We start from the raw sequence: 25,558 nt of genomic DNA, 5'->3' as shown, positions 1-25,558 counted from the left end.
ACTCAGAAGAAAAACGCACCCCGCATTAATAACGCCCGGTTCGCTGCGCTGTTGTTCGTGAACGGCGTATTCAGTGAAATAGATCTGCCGAAATACGGCGAGCTCAACACACCCACAGGTGCACCGGGATTGTTCGTATTCAGCAGATTGTCTGCGCCAATACCGACCTGGAAACGATATGGCTTCTGTGGCAGCTTCTCCTTCGCAGTGTCCTTCGGCGACTCCGGTCGTTTGCCGAAGTAGAAGTTCTTATTGAAGTACAACTCCATGTAGAACAGTCCCGGCGCCGTGCCGTAGTTGATGGGAATGATAGTCTGCCCGGCCATCGGCTTGGTGTCGAAGTTACCCCACGCTGTTCGCACTACTGAAGATCTCGTCAGATCTGTCGCAAACGCAGGCCGATCGTTATACTGCGCGTCTCCGTTCAGGTCAGTGCCGGTCGTGATGTTGAAGTTCGACTGCGACCAGGCGGACATGAAGACATTGAATGCTGTGCCCCAGCCGGGCTTCCAGTTCGCTCCGCCGAAGTAGCGTATCGGAGAGAAGCCAGCCAGCCTGCCGTAGTCGGCGCCGAGGTTATACGAGTTCGACGGGAAGAAACCCGAGGCGCTGCTGGTGCTGAAGTTGACGTTGCCTTCCTGGCGGGCAACGCCTATGAACGACCAGACATTGAGCGACTTCGTCACGTTGAAATTTCCATTGATGCCCAGGCTATGGCCCTCTGACAGACCATTGGAGGAGAACTGATACAGGTTGCTGTTTCCTCCCAGCGGCCGTACACCGCTGTTGGGATTGCTGGGATCATATGTACCGGGCAATGGCGCGTTGATATTCAGCGAGGTCCACTGGTGTGTGGATTTGCGCTGGTAGTACTGCACCGAGATAGAGCCGTACTTGCCCAGGCTGTGATCGACCGAAACCATCCCCTGCATCTGCATCGGTGACCGCAGATTTGGATCGAGCCGGTAGACGGTGTTCAGATACTGCGGCAATGAAGAAGCCGGCGGAATGTTGGGGTAGAAGTCAGGGTTCTGAACGATGAATGCCTGTTGAGTCACGCCGTTCTGGCGATAGGTGCGGAGGATATTACCGGCATCGAACCTCTGATAGAAGATGCCGAAGCCGCCGCGGATTACGAAGAACGGCTCCTTCGCCTTTCCATGATGAAGGACAGACCAGGCAAAGCCCGCGCGAGGTGCTGGATCGAAATGGTCAGGAATCGCTGTCTGCGATTCGAAGCGAATGCCGAGGTTCAGCGTAAAATTCCGGTTCAGCTTCCACTCATCATCGAAGTACACACCCAGGTCCGCAGTATTCACCTCTGCTGTCGGAGTACCCGCGGTCAGTGAGAACTGCGTTGCTCCTCCGCCGGCTGCGCGAATGGCCGCCGGAGTGAGGCCGCGCTGAATGCCATCGAGGGTAATGCGATAGGCGGTCAGTGAGGGAAAGATGAACTGGCCGTTGTAGCCGGCTCTCGATAGATTCGAATCGTGATACCAGCGATAGCGGAGGCCGGTCCGAAGGTAGTGATTCCCCAAAGAAATCGATGCCTCCTCGCGCAGCTCGATACGGTCCTGGTGATCGTGCTCCTGCTGGATAGTATTGGATCCGCTGCTGAAGGAACCCTGCACGATCAGTGAGGGTGTATTCGACGTGGCATCGCTGCTCGTCTTGCTGCGAAGGTACTGTACTGCGGAGTCCAACACTACTTTAGGGCTGAAGATGTGCGTATCGGTGAGCTGGAAGGTGTCTGTCCGGACACTGTTCCGGTAAGCCTGCGAAGCCAGCACCAGCTGCCCCGCTCCTGAGGCCGGTACCAGGACACTACTGTAGCTGTAACGCCCAATCAGAGTGTTCTTCTTGCCGAACTGGTGATCGAGCCGGATGGAATCGTTCTGCACCGACCGCTTGTTGGCGATGGTCTGCTGCACATTGACCGGATTCAGACTCGAGTCCAGCACGGTCGCATTGATGACCTGGTTCGCCGAAACACCTCGCTGCTGCCAGGTGAAGTAGAACGAGCTGTTCTTGCCCAGTGGGCCATTCACACCGCCATCGAGATAGTAGTTCGTATACGGCAACACCGAAGCCGCATACGGATTGTTGGCGTTGAGCGCCTGTGCACCGAAGTTGCTGGCAATGTTGCCGTGCAGCTTATTGGCTCCCGGTTTGGTAAAGACCTCAATGCGGCCGCCGCCGAACTGATCGTAGTAAGGCGAGAACGGATTCTGGTTGACGCGGATCTCGCGGATACTCTCCTTCGGGGGAAGGTCTCCGTGGGCAAAGCCATCCACATAAAGCTGCGGAGGATTGGTGGGATCGCCACCGGCCAGCGACGTTAGCTGCTGCTGCATCATCTCCGGATCGTCAGAGAGCGTATCGAGCTTGTCGCCTTTGAAGACCAGGGCGCTCTTGTTCGAGCTGCTGTCGTTCGAGACTTGCTCCTCTCCAGAGACCTCGACGACTTCGTCTTCGCCTGCGACGACTAAGACCGCCGACAACGGCGTGGTTCGGCCATCGAGAACGAGCACTTTCTTCATTGTCCGTTCACGAAAGTTATCGGCTTTGATCGTGATGTCATAGCTTCCGGCCGGTAACGGTAGCGTCACATTTCCCTGACCATCGGTCTGCCGATCTTCCCCTACCTGCGGAGAGACATGCACCGATGCACCAGGGATCGCAGCACCGGAGGTATCGAGCGCCGTCAATGAAACCTGCGAGACATGCGGCACAGCCTGCGCAATCAGTGCGGCTGCCCAAAGGCAAATAGACAAGGCAAAAAAACGCAGCGCGGTTCTCATCGAACGGAACCCTCCCTACTCAGCATCCGGAAACAGAATCAATGTACGAATCACTTCGTAATACTGCAACGAAATGATTCGTATGTCAATTCTTCCCGTTTTTAGAACCAATTGGCCCGGCTTGTGACTTAGACAGAGGGAAGCGCTACCGGTTAGCTTATTTTTTTGCGTTCTGCATCTTTAGCCATTCATACAGCGGAGCAAAGTAGTCCGCCATCGCCTGCGCATCGAGGTGATCGCTGCCGGTCATCTCTTTGAGGGTCTGCTGCCAGGGCTGCGATTGTCCTGCCTCCAGCATCTTCGCCAGTTTGTCACCCGCCGGCTTCGATGCGAAGAAGCTGCACCGGTTCAGCGGCCCTTTATAACCGCTGGCGTCACACATCGCCTTGTAGAACTGGAACTGATAGATGCGCGCCAGGTAGTAACGGGCATAGGGCACGTTGGCGGGAACATGCATCTTTGCTCCCGCATCGAAGTCGGTCTCGGAGCGATCCACCGGTGGGGCGACCTTCTGGTACTTGCCCCGCAGCTCCCACCAGGCTTTGTTGTAGTCCGCCGGCTTGATCTCGCCGGAGAAAACACCCCAGCGCCACTTATCGAGAGCCAGCGCAAAGGGCAGGAACGCGATCTTATCAAGTGCGGTGCGCAGCTGCAGCGGGATGTCGGCTTCGGCAGGAGGCTCCGATTCGCTCAATCCCAGCGCCTTCAGATAAGAGGGCGTAATCGACAGAGCAACTGCATCGCCGATCGCCTCATGGAAGCCGTCATTCGCTCCGCCTCGGAAGAGGAACGGCTGCTTGTTATAGGCACGCTGGTAGAAGTTGTGTCCAAGCTCATGGTGCACGGTGGTGAAGTAGTCGTCATTCACCTCAATGCACATCTTTACCCGCAAGTCGTCGACCGAGTCCAGGTCCCAGGCCGAAGCGTGGCACACGACATCGCGATCACGCGGATGGATAAACTGCGAGCGCTCCCAGAAGGTGGCGGGCAGAGCCGGAAATCCGAGCGAAGTAAAGAAGCTTTCACCGTAGCGCACCATCGCTTTACCGGCTGCCGTCTTCGCGTCCTGGCCGGCATCGCTTGTCAGGTCCGTGCCGGAGGCGAATGCCGCTGCCGCAGCCGGATCCTTCGCCGCGATCTGCTTCTTCAATGCCTCTTCCAGGTTCACCGGCTTGTACTGCGCCAGCTTCGGATCAGTTGGAGCGACGATGTCATAGATATTGCCCCACTCCTGTGCCCACATGTTGCCGAGCAGCTGCGCGGGAATCTTTCCGTCGGCGCGCTCTGCCGCTTTGCCGTACTTCGCGATCAGCCGTGTGCGGACGTAGGTAAACAGCTCGTCATAGAGCGGCTGCAACTGGGTCCAGGCGCGCTCCAGCTCGACGGAGAACTCCGCCGGAGTCATGTCATATCCCGCGCGCCACAGCTCGCCGGTGTCCTTATAGCCCAGCTCCTTCGCACCGATGTTCTGCAGCTCGATGAAGCGCACGTACTTCTGGCGCATGGGTGCACCGGTGTCATGCCATCCCACCCAGATCTTCCTGAGTTCCTCAGGATCACGGGACTTGGCCATGATCTGCGACAGCGGATCGATCCCCAGGCACTTCTGCGGTTCTACACAGAACTTGCCTTTGCCGTACATACCGGTCAACTGTGCCGCGAGCTGCGTCTCCTCTGCCAGCAGCTTCGGATCCTTGGGCGCGGCGGGCGCTCCCAGCTGGAGCAGCAGGATCTGGCGGCGCAGATCGTCCGGCAGCTTCACCTTGTCGAACTTGTGGCTTTCTGCGGTAAGCTCCAGGGAACGTGCCGTGACCCGCTCATTCTGCAGAGCCGTGTTCGACTCCGTGTCGTCGGTAATGTAGGTCTCCGCAATCCATTCCGCGTGCGAGGCATCGGTGGAGAGCTTCAGCAGCTCGGCATTGGCCTTATCGACAAAGGCCTTCGCATCCGCAACCGTAGGCGCCTTCTGCGACCACACCGGTACGCACGTAACGACAAAGAGAGAGCTCAGGAGGAGTTTCCGCATGGCCGACAGTATAGCGAGTTTCTAGTTGCTGGTTGCTGGTTGATTCTTGCCGATTATGCAGTATCGGTTACCAGGCACCTTCCGGAAGAGTCTGGAGAGCGGATGTGGACGAGGACGCAACCAGCAACCAGGAACTAGCAACCAGCAACCAGCAACTAGGATGGACATATGTCCATCCTCTACCGGGGCCGCATCGCTCCTACTCCGACGGGATACATGCACCTGGGGCATGCGCGTACTTTCTGGATCGCGCAGCAGCGTGCGACCGGCGGCGTGCTGGTGCTGCGCAATGAAGACCTGGACCGGCAGCGATGCAAACCGGAGTTCACCGCCGCCATGCTGGAAGACCTGCGATGGTTTGGGCTCGACTGGCAGGAAGGTCCCGATGTCGGCGGTCCCTTTGCTCCTTATACCCAATCAGAGCGACTGCCTCTCTATGAAGACGCGTTGCAGCGTCTGCTCGCGATGGGGCTTGCCTATGCTTGCAACTGCTCCCGCAAAGACCTGGCGCGCATCGCCGCTCCGCATGCCGAGGATGATGACGAACCGGTGTATGACAATCACTGCCGTCCCGCAGACGCAGAGCCGCAGCCGTTCGCTGCCGGTGTGAACTATCGCTTTCGAGTGCCGGACGGCGAGCTGATTCAGTTCACCGATGGCAATCTGGGCTCGCAACAGTTCATCGGCGGCGGAGACTTCGGCGACTTCCTCATCTGGCGCAAGGACGGCCTGCCGAGTTATCAGCTCGCCTGTGTTGTCGATGATGCGGCCATGCTGATGACCGAGGTCGTACGTGGCCGCGATCTACTGAAGTCCACGGCGCGGCAGATCCTGCTGCAACAGGTACTCGGCCTTCCAACACCGGCATACTTCCACGCTGAGCTCATGCTGGACGACCACGGTGAACGACTCGCCAAACGTCACGATGCGCTCGCCTTGAGAACCCTTCGCTCCCAGGGCATATCGCCACAGCAACTGATCGACACATTCGCGAAATAAGCAATGAATCCGGGTGCATAGGCCGTCCAAAACAAAAGAGGCATGGCCGTAGCCATGCCTCTCCTCACTCGCCCTAACCCTAGAACACATCCGGCTTCGTACTCATCTTGTACTCCGCCGGTGGTGTCGCGCCCATCAGGTTGGTCACGAAATAATCCCAACGCCGCCGCATCATGTAACGCGATGCATCGGCATAGCCGTGATGCGCGTTTGGAATCAGAAGCAGGTCGAAAGTCTTATTCGCCTTGATCAGCGCATCCACCACCATCAATGTCTCGTACGGCGGAACATTATCATCCATCGTTCCGTGCGCCAGCAGCAGCTTGCCCTTCAGGTTCTTCGCCAGCGTGATGTTGGACTGGTTGTCATAGTTACTGGTCTTGCCGTCCGGACTCGTCTCCAGCATGCCTTGATAGCGCTCGCCCCAGTCATCCTCATACAGACGGTTGTCATGGTTGCCGCTCTCGGAGATGCCCACCTTGAAGAAATCCGGATAGGCAAACATGGCATCCGCCGTCGCGTTGCCGCCACCCGAGTGGCCCCAGATGCCGACGCGATTCAGATCCATCCACGGATTCTTCGACGCCAGTTCCTTGATCCCGGCTACCTGGTCAGGCAAGGTGTTGTCGCCCATCTGGCCGTACCAGGTGTCCTGGAAGGTCTTCGAGCGCCACGGTGTTCCCATGCCGTCAATACACACCACCACAAACCCAAGCTGCGCCAGCGCCTGGTTGTCACCGCGCGCTGCGGCAAAGCTCCGCCCACCACAGGAGCCGGTCTGCGGTCCCGGATAGATGTAATCAATGACCGGATACTTCTTCGACGCATCCAGGTTCACCGGCTTGTAGAGATAACCATACAAATCCGTCTTGCCGTCACGCGCCTTCACCGTAATCGGCGTGGGTGCAACCCATCCAGTCAGCTTCGAGACATCCGTCTTTGCAATCTCCGCCACCTGCTTCCCATCGCCGTCGCGCAGCACGGTCGTGGTCGGCGTATCGGCGGTGGAGAACGAATCGACGAAGAGCTTGCCGTCCTTCGAGAGCACGATGTTGTGATCAGCTGTCTCCGGTGTCAGCAGCTTCAGACCTTTGCCGTCAAAACCGATCTTGTAAAAGTAGTGGAAATAGGGATCGCCCTTTTCGTGGCCCATACCGGTGAAGTAGATCACCCGCTTCTCTTCATCCACCTTCGGCACGGTGTAGACGTTCCATTCACCGCTGGTGATCTGGCTCTTCAAGGAGCCGGTCTTCAGGTCGTAGAGATAGAGATGGCCCCAGTCGCTGCGTTGCGAAAACCAGAGCAGCTCATTCGACTTCGGCAAATACTTCCAGTCCACCGCCGCATGACCGCTCTCAAAGTAGGTCTTCACCGTCTCGTTCATCACGGTGCGGACCTCGCCGGTCTCCACATCAGCAATGCGGAAGGTCGCGGACTTATGATCGCGCGAGGTGGAGACAAAGCCCAGCGTCTTGCAATCTTCATCCCACTGCACGTCATCCCATCCGGAGCCGCCGCGGCAGCTCACATCGTCGCAGTTGGTTGAACGGTGCTGGTCAGGCTCCATCTTCAGGCGCAGAACTTTAGCGGTGGGCACATCGATGATCACGCGTTCAATCATCGTCACATCTTTATCGCCAGGCAGCGGATACTTCCACTGCTCCAGCTTCGGATGCCCCATCTGCGTTGAAACCAGATACATGTCACCGGTCCTGCGCTGATCCTGCTGGAAGGTGGCAATCTTCTTACCGTCAGGCGACCAGACCAGGATCGGGCTATCGGAGTGTGTCCAGCCGGCGTTATCCGTAGCGTAGCCGTAATCCTTCACGCCATCGGTCGTAAGCTGCTTCTCTCCACCCGACTTCACATCGCGCACCCACAGATTCCAGTCGCGGATGAAGGCCGCCTGCGATCCATCGGGGCTCAGAGCCTCCGGAGAACGCCGGCCCGTTGCTCCACCGGACGGCGCCATAATCATCGTGCAGCTCCAGTCCGCCTTCTGGCAGAGGAACTTGCCGCCCTGCACTCCAATCTCCAGGGACTTGCCGTCGCTTCCCTCTTCCAGCGAGCTGATCTGCAGCCGCGCCGCATCTACAGGCCGCTTCAGCAAGCCACTTACAGAAGCCGCTACCTTCTTTGCATCGAAGGCAGGAGACTTGGCTCCCTTCGCATCGACAACGAAGAACTGTGCTCCCTCCGGGCCAACATCGCGATACCAGAAGCGGCCATCCTTCATCCACTCAACACGGTTGACCTGGTGATAGACCAGAGGATTGATGTTGTAGCTTAGCCGCTGTTCAGCGGCGGCATAATCTGCATCGGTATAGACCCGGCCCTGCTGGGCCAGGGCGACCGTGCTCAAAACGCACAGGAACACACCAGAGTGCACGGAAAGACGCATCAGAAAACTGCCTCCAAATGGATGCCTTTGAGCATACATCGGCACACTAGAGCATTTCTCCTGTTACTGGGTATCCCGGAAAGAGCGTGCAGCGGCGTTTTTCATTGAGGAAAACGCCCATAGATGCAAACGCCCTGCACTACACCTACAGGAGAAATGCTCTAGTCGCATTTTCCCTGTTGCCAGRTATCCCGGAGGGGGAGTGCGGCGGCGTTTTCATTACGGAAAACGCCCATAGATGCGGGAGCGCTGCGCTACACCTACAGGGAAAATGCTCTAGTCGCATTTTCCCTGTTGCCGGGTATCCCGGAGGGGGAGTGCGGCGGCGTTTTCATTACGGAAAACGCCCATAGATGCGGGAGCGCTGCGCTACACCTACAGGGAAAATGCTCTACTGCCGCAGCTTCCAAAGCACCTGCCGCCAGATGCCCGTCCAGATCTCGGCATCCCTCCGGTTCAACCGCAGCCGGCGCACCAGGCGGCGTGTCATCTCTTCGCCGCAGTTGGCCGGAAACTTCGCCTCATACCCGGTCGCTGTCAGACCTTCGCGAAGCACTGCCTCGAAACGGTCTACCGCAGCGCTGTCGGCAAACCCATCCTCCGGCRTCACACCTCCGCTCACTCCATCACGAGTAAGCTCCCACAGACAGACCGCCACGGATTGCCCCAGGTTCATGGAGGTGCCATGTACCTCCATCGGAATCGTCAGCAGGCCGGAGCAGTAGCTCATCTGCTCATTGCTCATGCCCGTCTTCTCGCTGCCAAAGACAATGGCCGCTCTCTGCTTTCCAGCCAGCACATTTCTCACGGCAGCAGCAGCCTGCGGCAACGGCTCGACCGGATGCTCCAGTCTCCTGCTGCCGACCGCCGTCGTGCCGTAGATCAGGCCGCAGTCCCCGATGGCCTCGGCGAAGCTGGTATGAACCGTCGCCTGTTGCATCACCTCGGCGGCATCCACGGCGCTCTTTGCTTCCGTGACCGGCAGCGGGAACTCCGTCACGATCCGCAGGGTGCGAAAGCCAAAGTTGCTCATCGCACGAGCCGCTGCGCCGATGTTCAACGGGTTGCGCGCGCCGGCCAGCACGACAACGAGGTTCTCTTTCTGCTCAGGTGTCAGCACAGGGACTATTCTAGGCAGCATGAGCGAACTTGGGTTAGGCGAGAACGATCGTCTCTTTATCCTGACCGGCGCCGGCATCTCCGCTGAGAGCGGTCTTGCCACCTTCCGAGGAAGCGGTGGCCTGTGGAATGGCTACCGTGTCGAACAAGTCGCTACCCCCGAAGCCTGGGAGGCCGATCCAGAGCTGGTGTGGCGTTTCTACTCCATGCGGAGGCGTGACGCCATGGCCGCGGAGCCGAACGCAGCTCATCGCGCCCTGGCCGCCCTGGAACAGAAGTCTGGCGATCGCCTGTATCTCTGCACGCAGAACGTCGATGACCTCCACGAGCGTGGTGGCTCCCAACGCGTACACCACATGCATGGTTCCCTCTTCGAGTCGCGGTGCGTGCGCTGCGAAGAACCCTTCACGGACCATGCCTTCTATGAGAAGGCCGCTGCATTACCGGTATGCACCACCTGCGGTGCGGTAGTGCGACCGCACATCGTCTGGTTCGGTGAGATTCCGCTGAATATGGATGAGATCTACAGCCGTCTCGCGACATCGACCCATTTCCTGGTTGTGGGTACCTCGGGCTCGGTCTATCCGGCCGCTGGCTTTGTCCAGATCGCTAATCAGCGTGGCCTGAAGACAATCTATGTCGGCCCGGAAGAACCGCTGAATGCAGAGGCATTCGACACCATCTTCCTGGGCAACGCCACCGAGGTGCTGCCGAGCTTTCTCCGATAAGGCCGTTTCCCTGTAGGTGTAGCGTAGGACTTCTGCATCTATGGGCGTTTTCCGCAATGAAAACGCCGCTGCACTCCTCTTCCGGGATACCCAGCGACAGGGAGAAGGCTCTAGGGCAACATCGGCTCACCTACACTAGAAAGAACCAGTGGCGGATGATTTCGCACAGCTCGTCAAGCAGCAGGCCGACATCGTTAAGATCGTCGAGGAGTACGTCCGCCTCCGCAAAAGTGGAGCCCAGAACTACTCCGGCCTTTGCCCCTTCCACAAAGAGAAATCGCCCTCCTTCTCCGTAAACRCAGTCCACGGCTACTTCTACTGCTTCGGCTGCCATGAGAAGGGCGATGTCTTCACCTTTGTCATGAAGCTGGAAAATGTAGGTTTCCCCGAAGCGTTGCGCATCGTCGCCCAGAAGGCCGGTATCCCGCTGCCCAAACGCGACTTCTCTTCCCCTGAAGAGGCCCGGGAAGCGGGCTTGCGACGCCAGCTTCTCGATGTCCACGAGGCCGCCACGCAGTACTTCCAGGCAGCCTTGAACTCCCCCATGGCAGCCCGCGCCCGCGAGTATATGAGCGGCCGAGGTATTACACCTGAGACCGTACAACGCTTCCGCATCGGCTTCGCCCCAGACGATTTCAACCACATGCGCGACGAGCTGCGGAAACACTTCAGCGAAGAGGTGCTGCGCGCCAGCGGTCTGTTCACCAGCAAAGAGCAGGACCAGCAGGGACTGCCAACCGGCAATCTCTATGCCCGCTTCCGCAACCGCGTCACCTTTCCCATCTGCAACGAACAGGGCAAGGTCATCGCCTTCACAGCGCGTGCTCTGCTTCCTGACGAAAAGACTCCGAAGTATCTCAATTCGCCGGAGACACCTCTCTATACCAAGGGACAGGTCCTCTTCAATCTGGATAAAGCAAAAGCCGCCATCCGGGCGCAGGATTACGCCCTGCTGGTGGAAGGCCAGATGGACTGTATCTCCGTCTTTATGGCCGGCATTCAGCCTGTCCTGGCCACCAGCGGCACTGCCTTCACCGAGGCCCAGGTCCGCCTGCTCTCCCGCTTCACCAAACGCGTTGTCGTGAACTTCGACCCTGATACGGCCGGAGCCGCCGCTGCGGAGAAGTCCATCGCGCTGCTTACCGAAGAAGACTTCGAGGTTAAGGTTGTTACTCTTGAAGGCGGCTTGGACCCTGACCGCTTTGTCCGCGAACAAGGCATCCAGGCCTATGGTGCAGCTCTGCGCGGCGCCCGAAGACACTCCGATTATCTGATCGAGCGGGCACGTACTCAGTTTCCGCCGCGTACGCCGGAGGCCAAGGTTAAGGCGGTGAACTACCTCATGCCGCACATTCGGCGTGTCCCCTCAGCGATTCAACGTGACGCCTTTATTACCGATGCAGCCCAGAAGCTTGGCATCGACTCATCCATCCTCAGGCAGGAGATGAAGCAGGCAGCCGCCAACCGGCTTGGCTCCGTCCGTCAGAACGCGGTTGCTCCTGTCTCCGAGACCGAACGCCTGCTGTTGCGCGCGTTGGTGCAACCCGAGGGCTCCGCACCTAGGCAGATGGCGAGCGAACAGCTTGCCGCACACCCGGAATGGTATGACGGCCTGACCACCGCCGCCCTCATGGAACAGCTTGCCAACGCACCTGTTCCGGCCAACCCTCTGGAGGCCGCTTCGGAGCCGCAACTGGCCGCTGTACTCGCCACCGTTCTGGCAGAGTCGCACGCGGGAGACGATCAGTTGCCAATGCAGCTCAACGGCGCACTCCATACTCTGCATCGCCGAGGCCTGGAAAGAAGGCAGCGCGAGATTCGCGTAACCATCGCCGAAGCCGACCGGCGCGGAGATACATCTATGGTCGGGAGCCTAACAGAAGAGCTAATGGTAATTAGCCGTCAGTTACGAGAGTTATAGGTTGGAGCATCGAAACCGAGACTCCAACGTATAACCGGTCTTGAATGTCGGGCTTAAGACATTGTTCTTCGTGAAAAGTTGCGCTTTTCGCTATCTAAATTCAGGACATTCGTGCAAATCTGTTAGCAGATATCCCACGATTTCGATCCCGAATGGCTATCCGACAAAAGATAGGCACCTGGAATCTCAACGATTCGAGTCTTCCGATGCCACATGTTGCACGATAAAAAGCATCATACGGAAAAAGATCGTAATTCTTCCCGCCCGGCCGCTGAGCTGAACTTAACCCGGCTCCCAAGGACTGTGTCTGTGCGTATCCTTCATTTGATTTCGTCACTGGATCTCCGCGGAGGAGGCCCAGCAGAGGTGGTTCGTCTTCTGGGCAAAACGCAGGCCGCTATGGGGTATAGCGTCGAGGCGGTCAGTGCGGATGGCGAAGCTACGGACGTCTCCGCCTTTGAATTTCCTGTACATCGGCTCGGCCCTGGCATCGGGTACGGCTATTCCAGCCGTTTGGCCGAATGGCTGAAGAAGAATAGGTCACGATTCGATGCCGTGATCGTGCATGGTCTCTGGCAGTATCCGCATCAAGCGGCCTACACCCTGCTGCGCGGTCACGTCCCCTACTTTGTCTTCGTCCATGGCATGCTGGACCCCTGGTTCAACCAGAGCTTTCGCTTCAAGCATCTGAAGAAGCTTTTTTACTGGCACACGATCGGGCGCCATGCTCTCGATGGGGCGGCCTCCGTCATCTTCACAACAGACGAAGAGCTTCGCCGCTCCGCCTCGGCGTTCTTTCCATATAAGTGGCGGGCGATGGTTGCGGCTCTGGGGATTGAGGGACCACAACATCCTGTCGATCCGTCGGGCCTGTATCAGAGATGGCCTCAACTGGAGCAGAGAGAATATCTCCTGTTCTTCGGCAGGCTCCATCCTAAAAAGGGATGCGATCTGCTTCTAAAGGCGTTTGCCCGTGTCGAGACCGACAGCGAGCGGATGCTGGTCTTAGCTGGCCCCGCGGACCGTTCATATGGACGGTATCTTCGCGAACTGGCGAAAGAGCTTGAGATCGAGGACCGCATTCTCTGGACCGGCATGGTGCAGGGCGAAGAGAAATGGGCCATGCTGCAGGAGGCCGACGCCTTTGTCCTTCCTTCGCACCAGGAGAACTTCGCCATCGCCACTGTCGAAGCCATGTGCTGCGGGACACCGGTCCTGTTGAGCGATAAGGTGCAGATCTACCGCGATGTAGTTCAAGAAGGCGCGGGCCTGGCGGAGCCGGATACGCTGGCGGGCACGGTGTGCCTGCTGCAACGCTGGGCTGCTCTGGACAATCACGCCAAGGCAACCATGGGGCAAAACGCCCGGACAGCCTATCGGCAGAGGTACACGGCCGTGGCTTCCACTGGAAATCTCATGCAACAGATCGAGACCGAGTTGCGCAGATTACGCCGGCCGGAGCCCGGACTTCCATTCGGCGGCTCTCAAAGCGCAGCGAGGCATAGCGGACTCTAAGTATGCAAAAGATGCAGCTCCCTAATCCTTACCCTTCGCCGGTACGTTACGGTGCCGCCGTCGGTGTTGCGACCTTGTCCATCGTCCTGAGCACTGTGCTGCTCCGGGTGGGCATTCGGCTGGAGTCCGCATGGATGCTTGCTGCTGTCACCCTCGCCGCCTGGTTCGGCGGCCTGGGGCCCGGTCTGCTGTCGACCGCGCTCTGCTTTGCCGGGCAGATGGTGCTTCGCTACCCGGAAGGAAGCTGGAGGGTAGAAGGTACAAGCGAGTGGGTCGGTCTGGCGGCGTTCCTGCTGAATGCGCTGCTGGTCTCGGTCCTGTTTCGCTCTCACTACCGTGTCCGTGCCTGGCGCAAGGTGTCACCGGTCGCGGTCACCGGCGGATACTGGTGGCGGTATGACATCGGCGGCGAAAGCGTAGAACTCAGTTCGCCCGCTTTCCCCCACGTCACCATCACGCGCACCTATGCCGACTGGCTGCGGCAGATCGCACGGCAGGACCGCGAGCGCGTTGAGGCTGCCATACACAAGGCTATTTCCAGTGGCCAGATCGACCTCCAGTTCCACATGATCCTGCCGGAAGGCGTTACCCGGTTAGTGGAGATGCGCGGCGTCCGGCCTGAAGGCAAAGAAAATGGCCTTCTCGCGGTCTGCCTGGAGATGGGAGCACCGACGCCCGATCCCCAGGCGTTTCTGCACTAAAGCGTTTTTCCTATTCCAGAATTATTGCGAGCGCCAATTCGTCCACACGAGACCAGTCGAGGCCGGCAACGCATGGACGAATTTGCGCCGCAACGCTCAGGCCGGAATCTTGTTCCGCTTGCGCTTATAGTCCAATAGCTCCTCTTTCCAGTTCACCTGAGGCATGCCTGCATGTTTCGCCTGTTGCTGCAGGCGTTCGATCGCCTCTCCAAACGGTGTCTGCGGTTCTGGGCTGTCCTCAGTTGAGGACTCCGAAGACGGCGCCGGCATCACGTGAACTTCATGAGGAACCACTGCTGCCGGGTCGTGCTCCTGCCTGATGTGTTGTTGGCGCTCAGCAAACTGCTCCGGGCTCATCATAGAGGCGGGTAGCCCCATGGGGTCGTACACAATTCCCTCAGCCATCAGCTTACGGGCAGTCACTGTCAGATTATCGCGACGGGTTGTGGCGGTACGAAGAGCGCGGTCGCGCTCGGGTTCAGACTCGAACTGCGCGTGATGCCGAAGATGCTCAATTTTGCGGTCATACAAGTCAATCTCACGAAGCAGATCCTTCAGAAAATACTTGTCATGAACAACATGACGCATGGATGTAATCTCTCCAAAGCCGATTTGGCTACAGACGTTGTCGTGCTTTGGTTGGGGGCGAAAGACGTGCGGAGCGCAACTGCCCTGGAAGGATAAGGGACCCTTCCGGAGAGGGGCTATCGGCTCTCGACCGCCCATAAACCGGATGAAGAGATAGATGCAGAATGCACGGCCGGCAGTTGTGTCAGCTTAAACACGAAGGGGACAGCGCGAACGCTGTCCCCTTCGGCACTCTATCCGTGAGTGAACTTAGACTGCCGTAACGTTCTCAGCCTGGAAGCCCTTCGGGCCCTTCACGACGTTGAACTGAACGCGCTGTCCCTCGGCGAGCGAGCGGAAGCCGTTGGCATTGATGGCGGTGTGGTGCACGAAAACATCCTCACCGTTGTCGCGGCTCAGAAAGCCGAATCCCTTGGCGTCGTTAAACCACTTCACTGTTCCCTGTTCCATTGTTGTTCCTCTTTACCTGTGATGTACCGCTGAATTCTGATGTTTGGAATTCTGCGTGTTCATCTTTGGGGGAACATGCAGGGATTACAAGATCGGATTCTACGATGTTGATTCATGATACCAGATTTCCTCAGTGATGTTTTCCGCAGGGGCACGTCTATAGAGGATTTTCCTGTCGCTGGGTATCCCGGAAGGGGTGCAGCGGCGTTTTCATTATGGAAAACGCCCATAGATAACGAATCCCTACACTACACCTACAGGAGAAATGCTCTAATGCGCCGCCTTCTGCGCCGCGATCCAGCGGTCGGTTCGGGCATCCAGAACATCCAGGGGAAGCGCCCCTCCGTCCAGCATCTCGTCATGGAAGGTCCGGATGTCGAACTTCGGCCCCAGTTCCTTCTTTGCCCGCTCCCGTAATTCCACAAACTTCAACTGTCCCAGCTTGTAGGAGAGCGCCTGGGCCGGCCATGCGATATACCGGTCTGTCTCCGACTGAATCGTAGGCTCGTCCACGGCATGTGAATTTCTCATAAATTCGACCACCTGGTCGCGCGACCAGCCAAGATCGTGAATTCCCGTATCGACGACCAGGCGCACCGCACGGAAGAGCTCTGAAGAGAGCCGGCCGTAGTCCGAGACCGGATCCTGGTAGAAACCAACCTCTTTGCCCAGTTGCTCGGCATAGAGCGCCCAGCCCTCAACATATGCGGAGTTGCCTCCATGCAGCCGGAAACCGGGCAGGCCGGTAAGCTGCTGCTGGATCGAGAGCTGCATGTGATGCCCAGGGATCCCCTCGTGGTACGCGACCGCCTCGTCCTTGATGGTGTCGCGGTGCTGGAAATCGGAGACCGCAACCGACACGCGGCCCGGCCGCTTTCCGTCGAGGGTACCGGTCTGGTAATGGGTCGCCATGGCCGCCTGGAAAGCAGGGATAGCCTCGACGGTAACCGGCGACTTGGGCAGCAGAGTGAAGAGCTGCGGAAGCTTGGGCTCCATCTGCGCAATCGCCTTGCGGAAGTTGTCGAGGATCTGCTCTTCCGAGGTGGGAATGTACTTCGGATTCCCCACGAGGGATGCCCGGAAGCTGACCAGGTCCGGATATCCGGCACGTTTGGCCACCGCAGTCATCTCAACCTCAATCCGCTTGATCTCATCCAGACCGATCTGGTGGATCTTTGCCGGCGGCAGATTCGTGGTGGTGCGGCTATAGATCGCCGCCTGGTAGCGGCGCTTACCATCGGGTAACGAGGTGATCGAAAGCTGTGTCCGGCCGTGCGCCGCATACTCGTCCCGCACATAGGCAGCAAACTGCCGGTATGCCGGGAACACCTCTTTTTCGACGGCTTCGGTGATCTGATCGGTCAGGCGCTTCTTGTCTGCTTCAGAGAAGCTCGCAGGAAACTTCTGAGTCGGGCGGAGGAACGGGTTGGCGCGGATGACTCCCTCGCACTGTCCCGGAACCTTTTCCAGAAGAAACCGCACCGGCATCAGGTGATCGTTCTCACCGGCCTTCATCGCTTCGATTGTCTGCTGGAAGACGCGCGGGACCTGGTGCAGCCGCGCGATGTAGTCCTCATATTGCTTCACCGAATCCAGAGGAACGGCATTCGGCAGATCCGCCAGACTGGAGTGCGGCCCGCCCATCTGGTCGACGGGCATCTCATAGTCTTTCAGCTCGTAGTTCTCGAGAGCCAGCTTCAGGCTGCGGACAGCGAGCTGATGCGAGAGCAGATCCTGCTCCGGAAATCCCGTGGTCGAAATCGCATCCAGCTTTGCCAGATACGCCTTGCGGTGCTGGTTCTGGCGGGCAATCGTCGCCAGAGAGACGTCGTCGAGCTGGTCGTTATAGCGATAGTCGCCGTAAGCCGTCGCACGCTGAGGAGACTGCCGCAGGCTCTCCTGGAACTCGTCTTCGAAGAGCTTGTTTTGAGCGGCGACTCGCTCAGCGACGGGTGCAACCTGGGCGAAGGCGGCCGCAGACACAGCAATGCCGCTGGAGAGAACTACCGCATGGAGAAGACGCATGCAGCGACAATACCAGAGATCGTCCGGGACTCCTCGTCCCTTCCCGCCTACTCTTCTTCGTCGTCGAGGACTTCTTCTTCGATCTGCATGTCATGGAACTCTTCGGAGTCAAAAACTTCTCCGCACTGGAGACATTCAACGAACTCCGCATCTTCATCGCGGGAGACGACGCGGACCTGAGGGTGCTTGCAGTCAAGGTTCATGGGACGAATCGATCCGGAAGACGGCATATACCGCAGGTCCCGGATGACTCGGATTTTTACCCGCAATGGCCATTATGTCAACGCCATTCACCAACTTTGATAATAATTATCGTCTAATAGGTGTTGCTTTCACCCTGAGGGTGGACTAGACTTGTCCTATATCGTGAGACCTCCGGGTCTGTACGATTCCCAGGCGAAACGGCATGCTCAGGCTGACAAAAAAAGCGGACTACGGGCTGATGGCTCTGAAGTATCTGGCCGAGCACGTGGATAACGGTGCCCAGAGCGCCAAAGACATTGCCGAGGCCTACCATATTCCCGCTCAGTTGCTTGCGAAAATTCTGCAGACGCTCGCCAAGGGCGGCCTGCTGGTCTCAACCGCAGGCACGCGCGGCGGTTATGCGCTGGCGAAGCCGGCAAACGAGATCAGCGCCTTTGAGGTTATCCGCACGATCGATGGGCCGCTGTTTATTACCAGTTGCATTACGATTCACGGCGCGTGCGACCTGACGAGTACCTGCACCATCAAAGAACCGCTACGCAAGGTGAATGACAGCATCAAAGAACTGCTGAGCGGCATTACGATTGGGGACCTGGCTGAATCGCCAGAGACCGGAACTGCGCTGGGCAGTGGCCTGGTAACGATTGCGCTATAAGCCATGAGCTACAGCGATTGCGCTGTAAGCGCATAAAAGTCCGATTCACGGACGAGAAAGATTGTAAGGAGAAGATCAAGAGTTATGAGCACTGTTGCCGCTACCGTTGCCGCGCCGAAGGGTGTGAAGCTCCCCATTTACATGGACAACCACGCCACCACGCCGCTGGATCCGCGCGTGTTGGAGGCGATGATGCCCTACTTCACCACCGTCTTCGGAAACGCCGCCAGCCGCAACCACAGCTTCGGCTGGGAGGCGGAGCAGGCTGTAGAGAATGCCCGTGAGCAGGTCGCGAAGCTGATCGGCGCTACCGCCAAGGAGATCATCTTCACCTCGGGCGCGACTGAATCCAACAACCTCGCCATCAAGGGCATCGCCGAGATGTATCGCGAGCGCGGCAACCACATCATCACTCAGGTTACCGAGCATAAGGCCACTCTCGACACCTGTAAGAAACTCGAGAAGCAGGGCTACCGCGTCACCTACCTGCCGGTAAAGGCCGACGGCCTCATCGACATCGAAGACCTGAAGCGCGCCATTGACGACAAGACCATCCTCGTCTCGATCATGTACGCCAACAATGAGATCGGCGTCGTTCAGCCGGTTGCCGAAATCGGACAGCTCTGCCATGAGAAGGGCGTGCTCTTCCACAGTGACGGCGTGCAGGCTGTAGGCAAGATCCCAGTCAACGTCATCAAGGACAACATCGACGTTCTCTCACTCTCCGGCCACAAGATCTACGGACCTAAGGGTGTAGGCGCACTGTATGTTCGCCGCCGCAACCCACGTGTGCAGATTTCGGAACAGATCAATGGCGGCGGACACGAGCGCGGCATGCGTTCGGGCACGCTGAATGTTCCCGGCATCGTCGGCCTGGGCAAGGCCTGTGAGCTCGCCGGCCAGGAGATGGAAGAAGAGTCGAAGCGGCTCTCCTCCCTGCGCGATCACCTCCGCCAGAAGTTCGAGTCTGTGCTTGACTATATTCACGTCAACGGCAACATGGAGCACCATCTGCCCGGCAACCTGAATATGAGCTTCGTGTACGTGGAAGGCGAGAGCCTGCTGATGGGCATCAACGACATCGCTGTCTCCTCCGGTTCGGCCTGCACCTCGGCCACCCTGGAGCCCAGCTATGTGCTCAAGGCCCTCGGCCTGGGTGACGACGTTGYGCACAGCTCCATCCGCTTCGGCCTCGGCCGCTTCAACACGATCGAAGAAGTAGATTACGTTGCCGACAAACTGATCGACGTAGTGCAGAAGCTGCGCGAACTCAGCCCGCTTTACGAGATGGTGAAGGAAGGCATCGACCTCAGCAAGATCGAGTGGGCAGCACACTAAACAGAGAATTCGGACGAACCTTCGTCCCTGAAAGCTAATCTAAGACTCAAGGAACCCGTGAGGGAGGAAACGAAATATGGCATATAGCGATAAGGTCGTAGACCACTACAACAACCCCCGCAACGTCGGCACCCTGGACAAGAGCTCCGAGGATGTTGGCACGGGCCTGGTCGGCGCACCCGAGTGCGGCGACGTGATGCGCCTGCAGATCAAGGTCAACCCCGAGACACAGGTCATCGAAGACGCCAAGTTCAAGACCTTCGGCTGTGGTTCGGCCATCGCTTCTTCCTCGCTCGCCACCGAGTGGGTGAAGGGCAAGACCATCGACGAGGCTCTCTCCATCTCGAACACCGACATCGTGAAGGAGCTCGCGCTTCCTCCGGTCAAGATCCACTGCTCGGTTCTGGCGGAAGACGCCATCCGCGCCGCGATCGGCGACTGGAAGAAGAAGAACAGCGTTGAGACCGAGGCTGCCGCTCCGGCCGCTGTCGCTCACTAGTCTCCTTCGGCATTCATAACCAAAGGCGCAGACTAAGGTCTGCGCCTTTGTGTTTTAAAAACCAAGCGATGCACTGGGTGCCCCATCCATCGCATCGCGATGGGTGGGATATTCGGGTTCCCCGGCGAACTTGGTTCGCTGGGGTGGTGTCCCTCGGGGACATGGGCCTGGCCTTCACTTTCCTGAGCACTCCTATTTACATCAACGTTAGGCATAGAAAGACGGTCGCGCGAAGCGCGATACCCCACCCTTCGCGATAAAACCGCGAAGAATGGGGCAACGAGACTGTACTGCTTTGGAATTTGTCGATGCATTAGCAAACGCGCGAATTGGTGATTCTCGACGTGATCAGACTTCACGCTATGCCGCCGTCTTCGGCCCTAGAGCATTTTCCCTGTAGGTGTAGAGTAGGGTTTCCGCATCTATGGGCGTTTTCCGCAATGAAAACGCCGCTGCACGTCGCTTTCGCTACCCAGCAACGGGAAAATGCTCTATATCCCACAGCATCTTCGCCTGCCCCGCAATCAGGTCCGGCATCTCCTCCGGAAAGAAGAGATTCGCATCCGGCACCCGCTTCACGCCGCGAGCCCCCGGCAGCGTAGTGTTCAACCAGTCGGCCCACTCCACCGGGAAGAACGAGTCTTTCAGTCCCCAGATCATGCGTGCATGTCCGCTCCATGAATGAAGCTGCTCTCGCATCGGAACCAGGACATTTTCTCCAAGCGCAACGGTGTAGGAATGAAACTGTTCCCGCCGCTGCGTTGTTGCCGCAATCGGGCTAAGGTAGTAGTCAATCGTCTCGTCCGCCAGCTTTTCCGGATAGCTGAAGGCTTGCCCCATTCCCTTCTGCGACCGCGCCAGTTCCTTGTTCTGCAGCTGCGACACAATGAAACGATCGGCCAGTATTCCCTTCTTCGCCAACTCGATGAAAGGTGCGAACTGCGGCGGTGGATTGTTCGTGTCCACATCGCAGTTGGTCATCAGCAGCGAACGTACACGATGCGGGTACAGAGCGATGAAGATCTGCGCCGTAATGCCGCCGCTGTCGTTGGCTACCAGATCCACGCTCTCAACCTTCAGATGATCGAGCAATGCCGCCAGCATCTCCGCCTGGGTTTGCGGAGTGATGGCCTGTCCTGCATTCGGCTCGGAGTAGCCGAGCCCCATCAGATCGGGCGCGATACAGCGGCGTTCGCCATGTAGCCGTTCAAGGGCACCGCGCCACTGATAGCCGTTGAGCGGATATCCATGAATGAAGAGCGCCGCTGGGCCCCGGCCGTGTTCGACATACGCAATGCGGCCAAAGCTCAGTTCGGCAAACCTGCGAGAACGGGTGTACCAGTTCACATCGAGCCGCTGATTCTCTGCCACCGCAATGATGGGTGAGCACGAACCGGCTGCGACAAAAGCGGAGGAGCGAAGAAGGTCTCTGCGAGTCATAGATCGCAGTATCGCCAGCCCAGACAAACCTTTCGCGCACATTCAGACGCTCATGAGCACATTCAGCGGACGATCCATGATGAGCCCATACTCCGGGTGCCCCATGTCCCGGGTCCCCAACGAACTTTGTTCGTTGGGGTGGTGTCCCGATTTTGGGACGTGGGTATTCGCGCTACGCGCGAACCGCTGCTTACTTGTCATCCTGAGCGATCGGGGCCCCAGCGAACTTGTTCGCTGGGGTGATTAGCGAAGGACCCGCTTCTCTCTAATCCGCCGCCGTCATCTCCGTCATCCTGCGCCGCAGCTCCATCGGCGCCGTTCCCTCGGCGCGCCGCAGATGGCGCGCCATGTGACTCTGATGCGCAAACCCCGCGGCCTGGGCGATCTCTGCCATCGTCAGGCCACCATGCCGCATCAGCCGTTTGGCGTGGTCCACACGCCGCTGGATGACATACTGATGCACCGGCGTCCCCACTGCCTCCCGAAAGACAGACTTCAGGTGTGACTGGCTCATGCCGGCCGTCCCTGCCAACTGACCAAGCGAGAGATCCTCGGCGATGTTCTCTTCGATGAAGCTAAGAAGCTGTTTCAACCTGTGCCCGCTTAGCGACTGCCTGGCGCGGGTTTCGCGCACCGTCAACGAGCTGTGCCGCGTCACCAGGCGCGATGCAACCGCCAGGGACAGTCCATCCATGTAGAGCGTTCCGGAAGGAAAGCCGTTTTCAATCTCGCGCTTGATCGCCCAGGCCAGCGTCTCCAACTCTGTGTCACGCGCCTGGTAGCGGTTGAGCAGCTCCAGTTTGTCCGGATTCAGGCCGCTGCTCTCGGCCACGGAGCGAAGAAGTTTCCCCGGCATGCTGAGCAGCAGCGCCATGTCATTTTCGTCATGCATCTGCCAGCGTGCCGGCACGTGAGCGGGAATGATATCGATGTCACCGTGAACGGCCGTTCCCGAGAACCACCTCCCTTCGCGGCGGCAGGCGACTCGGGCCGCCGGTCCCACGTGGACGGCAATCAGAGCATTCTCCAGACCCGGCATCTCCAGCGTCCCTGCAGGATCGCGCCGAAGCTGGAAGATTACGCCCTGTTTCGAAGCTCCCTGGGCCAGAATCAGCGGTTTTGGCTCTGCCTGCGGCATGGTTCCCTCCCTGCGCATGGTTCCAGGACGGCTCCGTTTGTGCTGGAACGATATACTGGAAATGATGCGGACGGGTTCCCTGTCGCATCTAAATATCTATGTCCACTGTCTCCATCAGCTCGACCACCAGCAACGCCATGAGCGCCCCGGCGCCCGAGGAGCAGAAGCTCTCCTCGCCGCTGGCGACGGCGGTGGCAGCGCCCGAATTGAATGCAAAAGCCACCGGCATCTCCGTGACAGAAAAGGCGATCCGCCGCGTCCGTGCCGCCATGCACAAGGAAGGCATCTCCGGTACCGACGGAGGTCTGCGGCTGGGCGTTACCGGCGGCGGCTGCTCCGGTCTGAGCTACTCCATCCGCTTCGATACCAAGCCGCGTGAACGCGACCGCGTGTGGGAGTTTGAGCAGGACAGCGAACGGGTCCGCATCTTCGTCGATCCCAAGAGCTTCCTCTACTTGAACGGCATGATCCTCGACTTCGAAGAGACCCTCATGCGCCAGGGTTTCAACTTCATCAATCCCAACTCGCAGAAATCCTGCGGCTGCGGATCGTCGTTCACGGCATAAAAGCTCTTAGAGAAGACAACGAGAGGCCGGCCATCGTGGCCGGCCTCTTGCATGCAGCCCTCAGAGCATTTTTCCTGTTGCTGGGTATCCCGGAAGGGCGTGCGGCGGCGTTTCATTGCGGAAAACGCCCATAGATGCGGAAGCCCTACTCTACACCTACAGGAAAATGCTCTAGGCAGCGAAGCCCCCATCGATCAACAGGCTTGCGCCGGTAATGTATCCAGCCTCCGGGCCTGCAAGATAACTCACCATGCCCGCAATCTCATCGGCATGACCGTAGCGCTTCAGCGCCAACAATGACAGCATCGTCTCCGCAAAGGGTCCGGACGCTGGATTCAGATCGGTATCAACCGGGCCGGGCTGAATGTTGTTGACCGTAATGCTGCGCGATCCCAGATCACGCGCCAGTCCCTGCGTGAAGCTGGCCAGTGCGCCCTTCGTCAGGGCATAGACAGAGCCACCCGCAAACGGCATCCGCTCTGCATTGGTGGAGCCGATATGGATGATCCGGCCTCCGTCAGGCATGTTGCGAACCGCCTCCTGCGTGGCTGTAAACACACTGCGTACGTTTACCGAGAGCGAGCGCTCAAAGTCGGCCTCGCTGAAGTCAGCGATAGGCGCCAGGACGGCGATACCGGCGTTGTTGACCAGGATGTCGATCTTGCCGAACTCCTTTGCCGCCTGCTGCACGGCCGAGCGTACTGCTGCCTGATCCGTCGCATCCGCCTTGATAGCGATGGCTTTCCCTCCGGCCTTCTGAACCTGATCGACGACCTGTTGTGCCTGATCGGGCGACGCGCTGTAGGTAAATGCGACCTGTGCACCGTCGGAGGCGAGGCGCTTGACGATCGCCGCACCGATACCACGTGAGCCGCCGGTGACGAGCGCCGCTCTTCCACTGAGGTTTGCCATGACGAATTCTCCTGTTCTGATTGAGGCTTATTTCTGAATGCCCTATTTATAGAACGACACCGATGCCCATGCACCAGCACTGATACTGATGACCATACTGCAGAAATGATCTTCCGGCTGCGGGCAGAACAGCGATGGCGGCGTGGCCTGTTGCATAGAGCATTTTTCCTGTAGCTGTCGTGCAGGGCTTGTGCATTTATGGGCATTTTCCGCAATGAAAACGCCGCTGCACGATCCTTCGGGATACCAGCAACAGGAAAAATGCTCTAACCGATACACTGGTGATCGATGAGTGATTACTTTGCGTTCTTCGGTCTTCCCCGTCATCTGCATCTCGACACCGCCGCCCTGGAGAAGCAGTTCTACACTCTGAGCCGCAAACTGCACCCCGACCGCTTCGCCGCGAAGCCTGTCGCGGAGCAGGAAGAGGCTCTGCGCCAGTCCTCGTTGTTGAACGACGCCTATCGCACGTTGAAGGAACCCATCGCCCGTACGGAATATCTGTTGACATTGGAAGGCGTGCAACTCGAAGAGCAGTCACGTGCCGCTACCGATGCAGCCAGAGCCGCCGGCACCGAGAAGAAACAGGTGGCTCCGCCGGAGCTTCTCGAAGAAGCCTTCGAGCTCAACATGCAGCTTGAAGAGATGAAGATGAACAAACAGATGGGCGACGACGATCCCCAACTGCGCAAAGACCTCGAAATCGCAAAGGCGAACTTCGAAGGCATGCTCGCCAGCGCACAGACCGAGCTCGAATCGCTATGGACAGCCTGGGATGCGGCTGTCGATGCAGGTGACGATACCGCGAAGACCAAAGCCCGCGACCGCATAGTGGCATTGCTCAATCGCCGCAGCTACATTCGCAACCTCGTGCGCGACGTCAACGCAGCGTTGGAATAGTCACCACGATGTTCTTAGGTGGGAGCAGCGGGCTTCAGCCCGCTGATTTCAGACTTACTAATCAATGGGCTTTAGCCCTGGGCCTTTCTGTCCTCCAGAAAATGAGCCCAGGGCTAAAGCCCATTTGTTATGTGGCTCTAAACCGTGGGCTGAAGCCCACGGCTCCCACCTGCTTCACATCTTTGCCCATGGGTTATACGTCCCTACATGCCACAGATATCCCTCAGGATCGCGGCACGTAAACCCTTTGCCGCCGTAGAACTTTTCTTCAAGATCGAAGACCATCTCTGCTCCCGCAGCCTTTGCGAGCGCATACACCGCATCGCAGTCGCTGACCACCAGCGACACACTCCTCGTCTCGCGTCCGCCAATCTCCTGCGGAGTCGCGGCATACGGTGTGTATGGGGTTTCATTCTGCGCCGAGCCCAGCATGATCATGCCGTTGCCGAAGGTAAGCTGCGCATGGTCGACGCGTATACCATCAGCGTTCATGTATACGGCATTCTTTTCAAAGCCGAGTGCGGTACAAAGCCATTCGATTGCCGCCACGCAGTCGCGATACCGCATGCCGGGAATCACAGTTGAGGGAACGTTCGCTGCCGGAGTTTTCATGCGCCTATCTTCCTCTCTCT

At 58.4% G+C, this 25,558-nt stretch carries 22 protein-coding genes; 10 read left to right on the top strand and 12 right to left on the bottom strand.

Annotated elements, in window-relative coordinates; all coding sequences use genetic code 11:
• Positions 1–2: 2 nt before the first annotated feature.
• Positions 3–2,801: a carboxypeptidase regulatory-like domain-containing protein gene (locus tag AB4Y89_RS17545; protein WP_442302235.1), complete on the bottom strand. Its 2,799-nt coding sequence runs from the start codon at positions 2,799–2,801 to the stop codon at positions 3–5.
• Positions 2,802–2,958: 157 nt separating this feature from the next.
• Positions 2,959–4,827, bottom strand: a complete 1,869-nt coding sequence (locus tag AB4Y89_RS17540; RefSeq protein ID WP_442302234.1) for a M2 family metallopeptidase — start codon at positions 4,825–4,827, stop codon at positions 2,959–2,961.
• 168 nt (positions 4,828–4,995) lie between these two features.
• Here AB4Y89_RS17540 and gluQRS point away from each other — a divergent pair, with 168 nt between their 5' ends.
• The gene (gene gluQRS, locus AB4Y89_RS17535) at positions 4,996–5,826 is read left to right on the top strand and encodes a tRNA glutamyl-Q(34) synthetase GluQRS (RefSeq protein WP_442302233.1); all 831 of its coding nucleotides are present in this window, start codon (positions 4,996–4,998) and stop codon (positions 5,824–5,826) included.
• 79 nt (positions 5,827–5,905) lie between these two features.
• Here the strand turns inward: gluQRS and AB4Y89_RS17530 are convergent, their stop codons facing one another.
• On the bottom strand, positions 5,906–8,227 hold the full coding sequence (locus AB4Y89_RS17530) for a DPP IV N-terminal domain-containing protein (protein ID WP_442302232.1): 2,322 nt from the start codon (positions 8,225–8,227) through the stop codon (positions 5,906–5,908).
• 391 nt (positions 8,228–8,618) lie between these two features.
• Positions 8,619–9,347 carry an RNA methyltransferase gene (locus AB4Y89_RS17525; protein ID WP_442302231.1) on the bottom strand — a complete coding sequence of 243 codons (729 nt, stop codon included), beginning with the start codon at positions 9,345–9,347 and terminating at the stop codon, positions 8,619–8,621.
• 19 nt (positions 9,348–9,366) lie between these two features.
• On the opposite strand from AB4Y89_RS17525, the gene AB4Y89_RS17520 reads away from it, so the two are divergent.
• The 4 genes from AB4Y89_RS17520 (at position 9,367) to AB4Y89_RS17505 (ending at position 14,211) form a co-directional block, all read left to right on the top strand.
• Entirely contained in the window at positions 9,367–10,074 is a 708-nt protein-coding gene (locus AB4Y89_RS17520) for an SIR2 family NAD-dependent protein deacylase (RefSeq protein WP_442302230.1), read from the top strand.
• 148 nt (positions 10,075–10,222) lie between these two features.
• Positions 10,223–11,995, top strand: a complete 1,773-nt coding sequence (gene dnaG, locus AB4Y89_RS17515; protein ID WP_442302229.1) for a DNA primase — start codon at positions 10,223–10,225, stop codon at positions 11,993–11,995.
• Positions 11,996–12,208: 213 nt separating this feature from the next.
• Positions 12,209–13,510: a glycosyltransferase gene (locus tag AB4Y89_RS17510; RefSeq protein WP_442302228.1), complete on the top strand. Its 1,302-nt coding sequence runs from the start codon at positions 12,209–12,211 to the stop codon at positions 13,508–13,510.
• Positions 13,511–13,512: 2 nt separating this feature from the next.
• Positions 13,513–14,211 (top strand): DUF4118 domain-containing protein, encoded by a 699-nt coding sequence (locus AB4Y89_RS17505; protein WP_442302227.1) that lies wholly within the window; start codon positions 13,513–13,515, stop codon positions 14,209–14,211.
• Between the two features lie 96 nt (positions 14,212–14,307).
• Here AB4Y89_RS17505 and AB4Y89_RS17500 read toward each other — a convergent pair whose 3' ends face one another.
• From AB4Y89_RS17500 to AB4Y89_RS17485, 4 genes are all read right to left on the bottom strand, one after another.
• On the bottom strand, positions 14,308–14,799 hold the full coding sequence (locus tag AB4Y89_RS17500; protein WP_442302226.1) for a hypothetical protein: 492 nt from the start codon (positions 14,797–14,799) through the stop codon (positions 14,308–14,310).
• A gap of 249 nt (positions 14,800–15,048) precedes the next feature.
• On the bottom strand, positions 15,049–15,249 hold the full coding sequence (locus AB4Y89_RS17495) for a cold-shock protein (RefSeq protein WP_147645673.1): 201 nt from the start codon (positions 15,247–15,249) through the stop codon (positions 15,049–15,051).
• Between the two features lie 270 nt (positions 15,250–15,519).
• Positions 15,520–17,274, bottom strand: coding sequence for a DUF885 domain-containing protein (locus AB4Y89_RS17490; RefSeq protein ID WP_442302225.1), 1,755 nt, complete (start codon positions 17,272–17,274; stop codon positions 15,520–15,522).
• 47 nt (positions 17,275–17,321) lie between these two features.
• The gene (locus AB4Y89_RS17485; RefSeq protein WP_442302224.1) at positions 17,322–17,477 is read right to left on the bottom strand and encodes a hypothetical protein; all 156 of its coding nucleotides are present in this window, start codon (positions 17,475–17,477) and stop codon (positions 17,322–17,324) included.
• Positions 17,478–17,680: 203 nt separating this feature from the next.
• Between AB4Y89_RS17485 and AB4Y89_RS17480 the strand changes: the two genes are divergently transcribed.
• The 3 genes from AB4Y89_RS17480 to iscU all read left to right on the top strand — a co-directional run bounded on the left by AB4Y89_RS17480 (position 17,681) and on the right by iscU (position 19,970).
• On the top strand, positions 17,681–18,133 hold the full coding sequence (locus tag AB4Y89_RS17480) for an RrF2 family transcriptional regulator (protein WP_442302223.1): 453 nt from the start codon (positions 17,681–17,683) through the stop codon (positions 18,131–18,133).
• Between the two features lie 84 nt (positions 18,134–18,217).
• A complete protein-coding gene (locus tag AB4Y89_RS17475; RefSeq protein WP_442302222.1) occupies positions 18,218–19,471 on the top strand; it encodes an IscS subfamily cysteine desulfurase in 1,254 nt (417 codons plus the stop codon).
• 76 nt (positions 19,472–19,547) lie between these two features.
• The gene (iscU, locus tag AB4Y89_RS17470; RefSeq protein ID WP_442302221.1) at positions 19,548–19,970 is read left to right on the top strand and encodes a Fe-S cluster assembly scaffold IscU; all 423 of its coding nucleotides are present in this window, start codon (positions 19,548–19,550) and stop codon (positions 19,968–19,970) included.
• A 468-nt stretch (positions 19,971–20,438) separates the two neighbouring features.
• Here iscU and AB4Y89_RS17465 read toward each other — a convergent pair whose 3' ends face one another.
• Together AB4Y89_RS17465 and AB4Y89_RS17460 are read right to left on the bottom strand one after the other, a co-directional pair.
• Positions 20,439–21,410 carry an alpha/beta fold hydrolase gene (locus AB4Y89_RS17465; protein ID WP_442302220.1) on the bottom strand — a complete coding sequence of 324 codons (972 nt, stop codon included), beginning with the start codon at positions 21,408–21,410 and terminating at the stop codon, positions 20,439–20,441.
• A 265-nt stretch (positions 21,411–21,675) separates the two neighbouring features.
• Positions 21,676–22,548 (bottom strand): helix-turn-helix domain-containing protein, encoded by an 873-nt coding sequence (locus AB4Y89_RS17460; RefSeq protein ID WP_442302219.1) that lies wholly within the window; start codon positions 22,546–22,548, stop codon positions 21,676–21,678.
• Between the two features lie 98 nt (positions 22,549–22,646).
• Between AB4Y89_RS17460 and AB4Y89_RS17455 the strand changes: the two genes are divergently transcribed.
• On the top strand, positions 22,647–23,114 hold the full coding sequence (locus AB4Y89_RS17455) for a HesB/IscA family protein (protein ID WP_442302218.1): 468 nt from the start codon (positions 22,647–22,649) through the stop codon (positions 23,112–23,114).
• Positions 23,115–23,285: 171 nt separating this feature from the next.
• Here the strand turns inward: AB4Y89_RS17455 and AB4Y89_RS17450 are convergent, their stop codons facing one another.
• Positions 23,286–24,026 carry a 3-oxoacyl-ACP reductase family protein gene (locus tag AB4Y89_RS17450; RefSeq protein WP_442302217.1) on the bottom strand — a complete coding sequence of 247 codons (741 nt, stop codon included), beginning with the start codon at positions 24,024–24,026 and terminating at the stop codon, positions 23,286–23,288.
• Positions 24,027–24,314: 288 nt separating this feature from the next.
• On the opposite strand from AB4Y89_RS17450, the gene hscB reads away from it, so the two are divergent.
• On the top strand, positions 24,315–24,926 hold the full coding sequence (gene hscB, locus AB4Y89_RS17445) for a Fe-S protein assembly co-chaperone HscB (protein WP_442302216.1): 612 nt from the start codon (positions 24,315–24,317) through the stop codon (positions 24,924–24,926).
• Positions 24,927–25,100: 174 nt separating this feature from the next.
• On the opposite strand, the gene AB4Y89_RS17440 is transcribed toward hscB, so the two are convergent.
• Positions 25,101–25,538, bottom strand: coding sequence for a VOC family protein (locus tag AB4Y89_RS17440; RefSeq protein ID WP_442302215.1), 438 nt, complete (start codon positions 25,536–25,538; stop codon positions 25,101–25,103).
• Positions 25,539–25,558 lie beyond the last annotated feature (20 nt).

The organism is Terriglobus sp. 2YAB30_2 (genome assembly GCF_052114765.1).
Lineage (GTDB): Bacteria > Acidobacteriota > Terriglobia > Terriglobales > Acidobacteriaceae > Terriglobus.
The sequence above is the reverse complement of the archived record's forward strand: the minus strand, read 5'-3'. Positions and strand labels throughout refer to the sequence as shown.

Bases quoted from the DNA above. Each gene is read 5' to 3' on its own strand.
- AB4Y89_RS17520 (WP_442302230.1), top strand. From the start codon at position 9,367: ATGAGCGAACTTGGGTTAGGCGAGAACGATCGTCTCTTTATCCTGACC.
- AB4Y89_RS17465 (WP_442302220.1), bottom strand. From the start codon at position 21,410: ATGACTCGCAGAGACCTTCTTCGCTCCTCCGCTTTTGTCGCAGCCGGT.
- hscB (WP_442302216.1), top strand. From the start codon at position 24,315: ATGAGTGATTACTTTGCGTTCTTCGGTCTTCCCCGTCATCTGCATCTC.
- AB4Y89_RS17540 (WP_442302234.1), bottom strand. From the start codon at position 4,827: ATGCGGAAACTCCTCCTGAGCTCTCTCTTTGTCGTTACGTGCGTACCG.
- AB4Y89_RS17530 (WP_442302232.1), bottom strand. From the start codon at position 8,227: ATGCGTCTTTCCGTGCACTCTGGTGTGTTCCTGTGCGTTTTGAGCACG.
- AB4Y89_RS17450 (WP_442302217.1), bottom strand. From the start codon at position 24,026: ATGGCAAACCTCAGTGGAAGAGCGGCGCTCGTCACCGGCGGCTCACGT.
- AB4Y89_RS17505 (WP_442302227.1), top strand. From the start codon at position 13,513: ATGCAAAAGATGCAGCTCCCTAATCCTTACCCTTCGCCGGTACGTTAC.
- AB4Y89_RS17480 (WP_442302223.1), top strand. From the start codon at position 17,681: ATGCTCAGGCTGACAAAAAAAGCGGACTACGGGCTGATGGCTCTGAAG.
- AB4Y89_RS17440 (WP_442302215.1), bottom strand. From the start codon at position 25,538: ATGAAAACTCCGGCAGCGAACGTTCCCTCAACTGTGATTCCCGGCATG.
- iscU (WP_442302221.1), top strand. From the start codon at position 19,548: ATGGCATATAGCGATAAGGTCGTAGACCACTACAACAACCCCCGCAAC.
- AB4Y89_RS17460 (WP_442302219.1), bottom strand. From the start codon at position 22,548: ATGCCGCAGGCAGAGCCAAAACCGCTGATTCTGGCCCAGGGAGCTTCG.
- AB4Y89_RS17455 (WP_442302218.1), top strand. From the start codon at position 22,647: ATGTCCACTGTCTCCATCAGCTCGACCACCAGCAACGCCATGAGCGCC.
- AB4Y89_RS17500 (WP_442302226.1), bottom strand. From the start codon at position 14,799: ATGCGTCATGTTGTTCATGACAAGTATTTTCTGAAGGATCTGCTTCGT.
- gluQRS (WP_442302233.1), top strand. From the start codon at position 4,996: ATGTCCATCCTCTACCGGGGCCGCATCGCTCCTACTCCGACGGGATAC.
- AB4Y89_RS17485 (WP_442302224.1), bottom strand. From the start codon at position 17,477: ATGAACCTTGACTGCAAGCACCCTCAGGTCCGCGTCGTCTCCCGCGAT.
- AB4Y89_RS17490 (WP_442302225.1), bottom strand. From the start codon at position 17,274: ATGCGTCTTCTCCATGCGGTAGTTCTCTCCAGCGGCATTGCTGTGTCT.
- AB4Y89_RS17545 (WP_442302235.1), bottom strand. From the start codon at position 2,801: ATGAGAACCGCGCTGCGTTTTTTTGCCTTGTCTATTTGCCTTTGGGCA.
- AB4Y89_RS17510 (WP_442302228.1), top strand. From the start codon at position 12,209: ATGTTGCACGATAAAAAGCATCATACGGAAAAAGATCGTAATTCTTCC.
- AB4Y89_RS17495 (WP_147645673.1), bottom strand. From the start codon at position 15,249: ATGGAACAGGGAACAGTGAAGTGGTTTAACGACGCCAAGGGATTCGGC.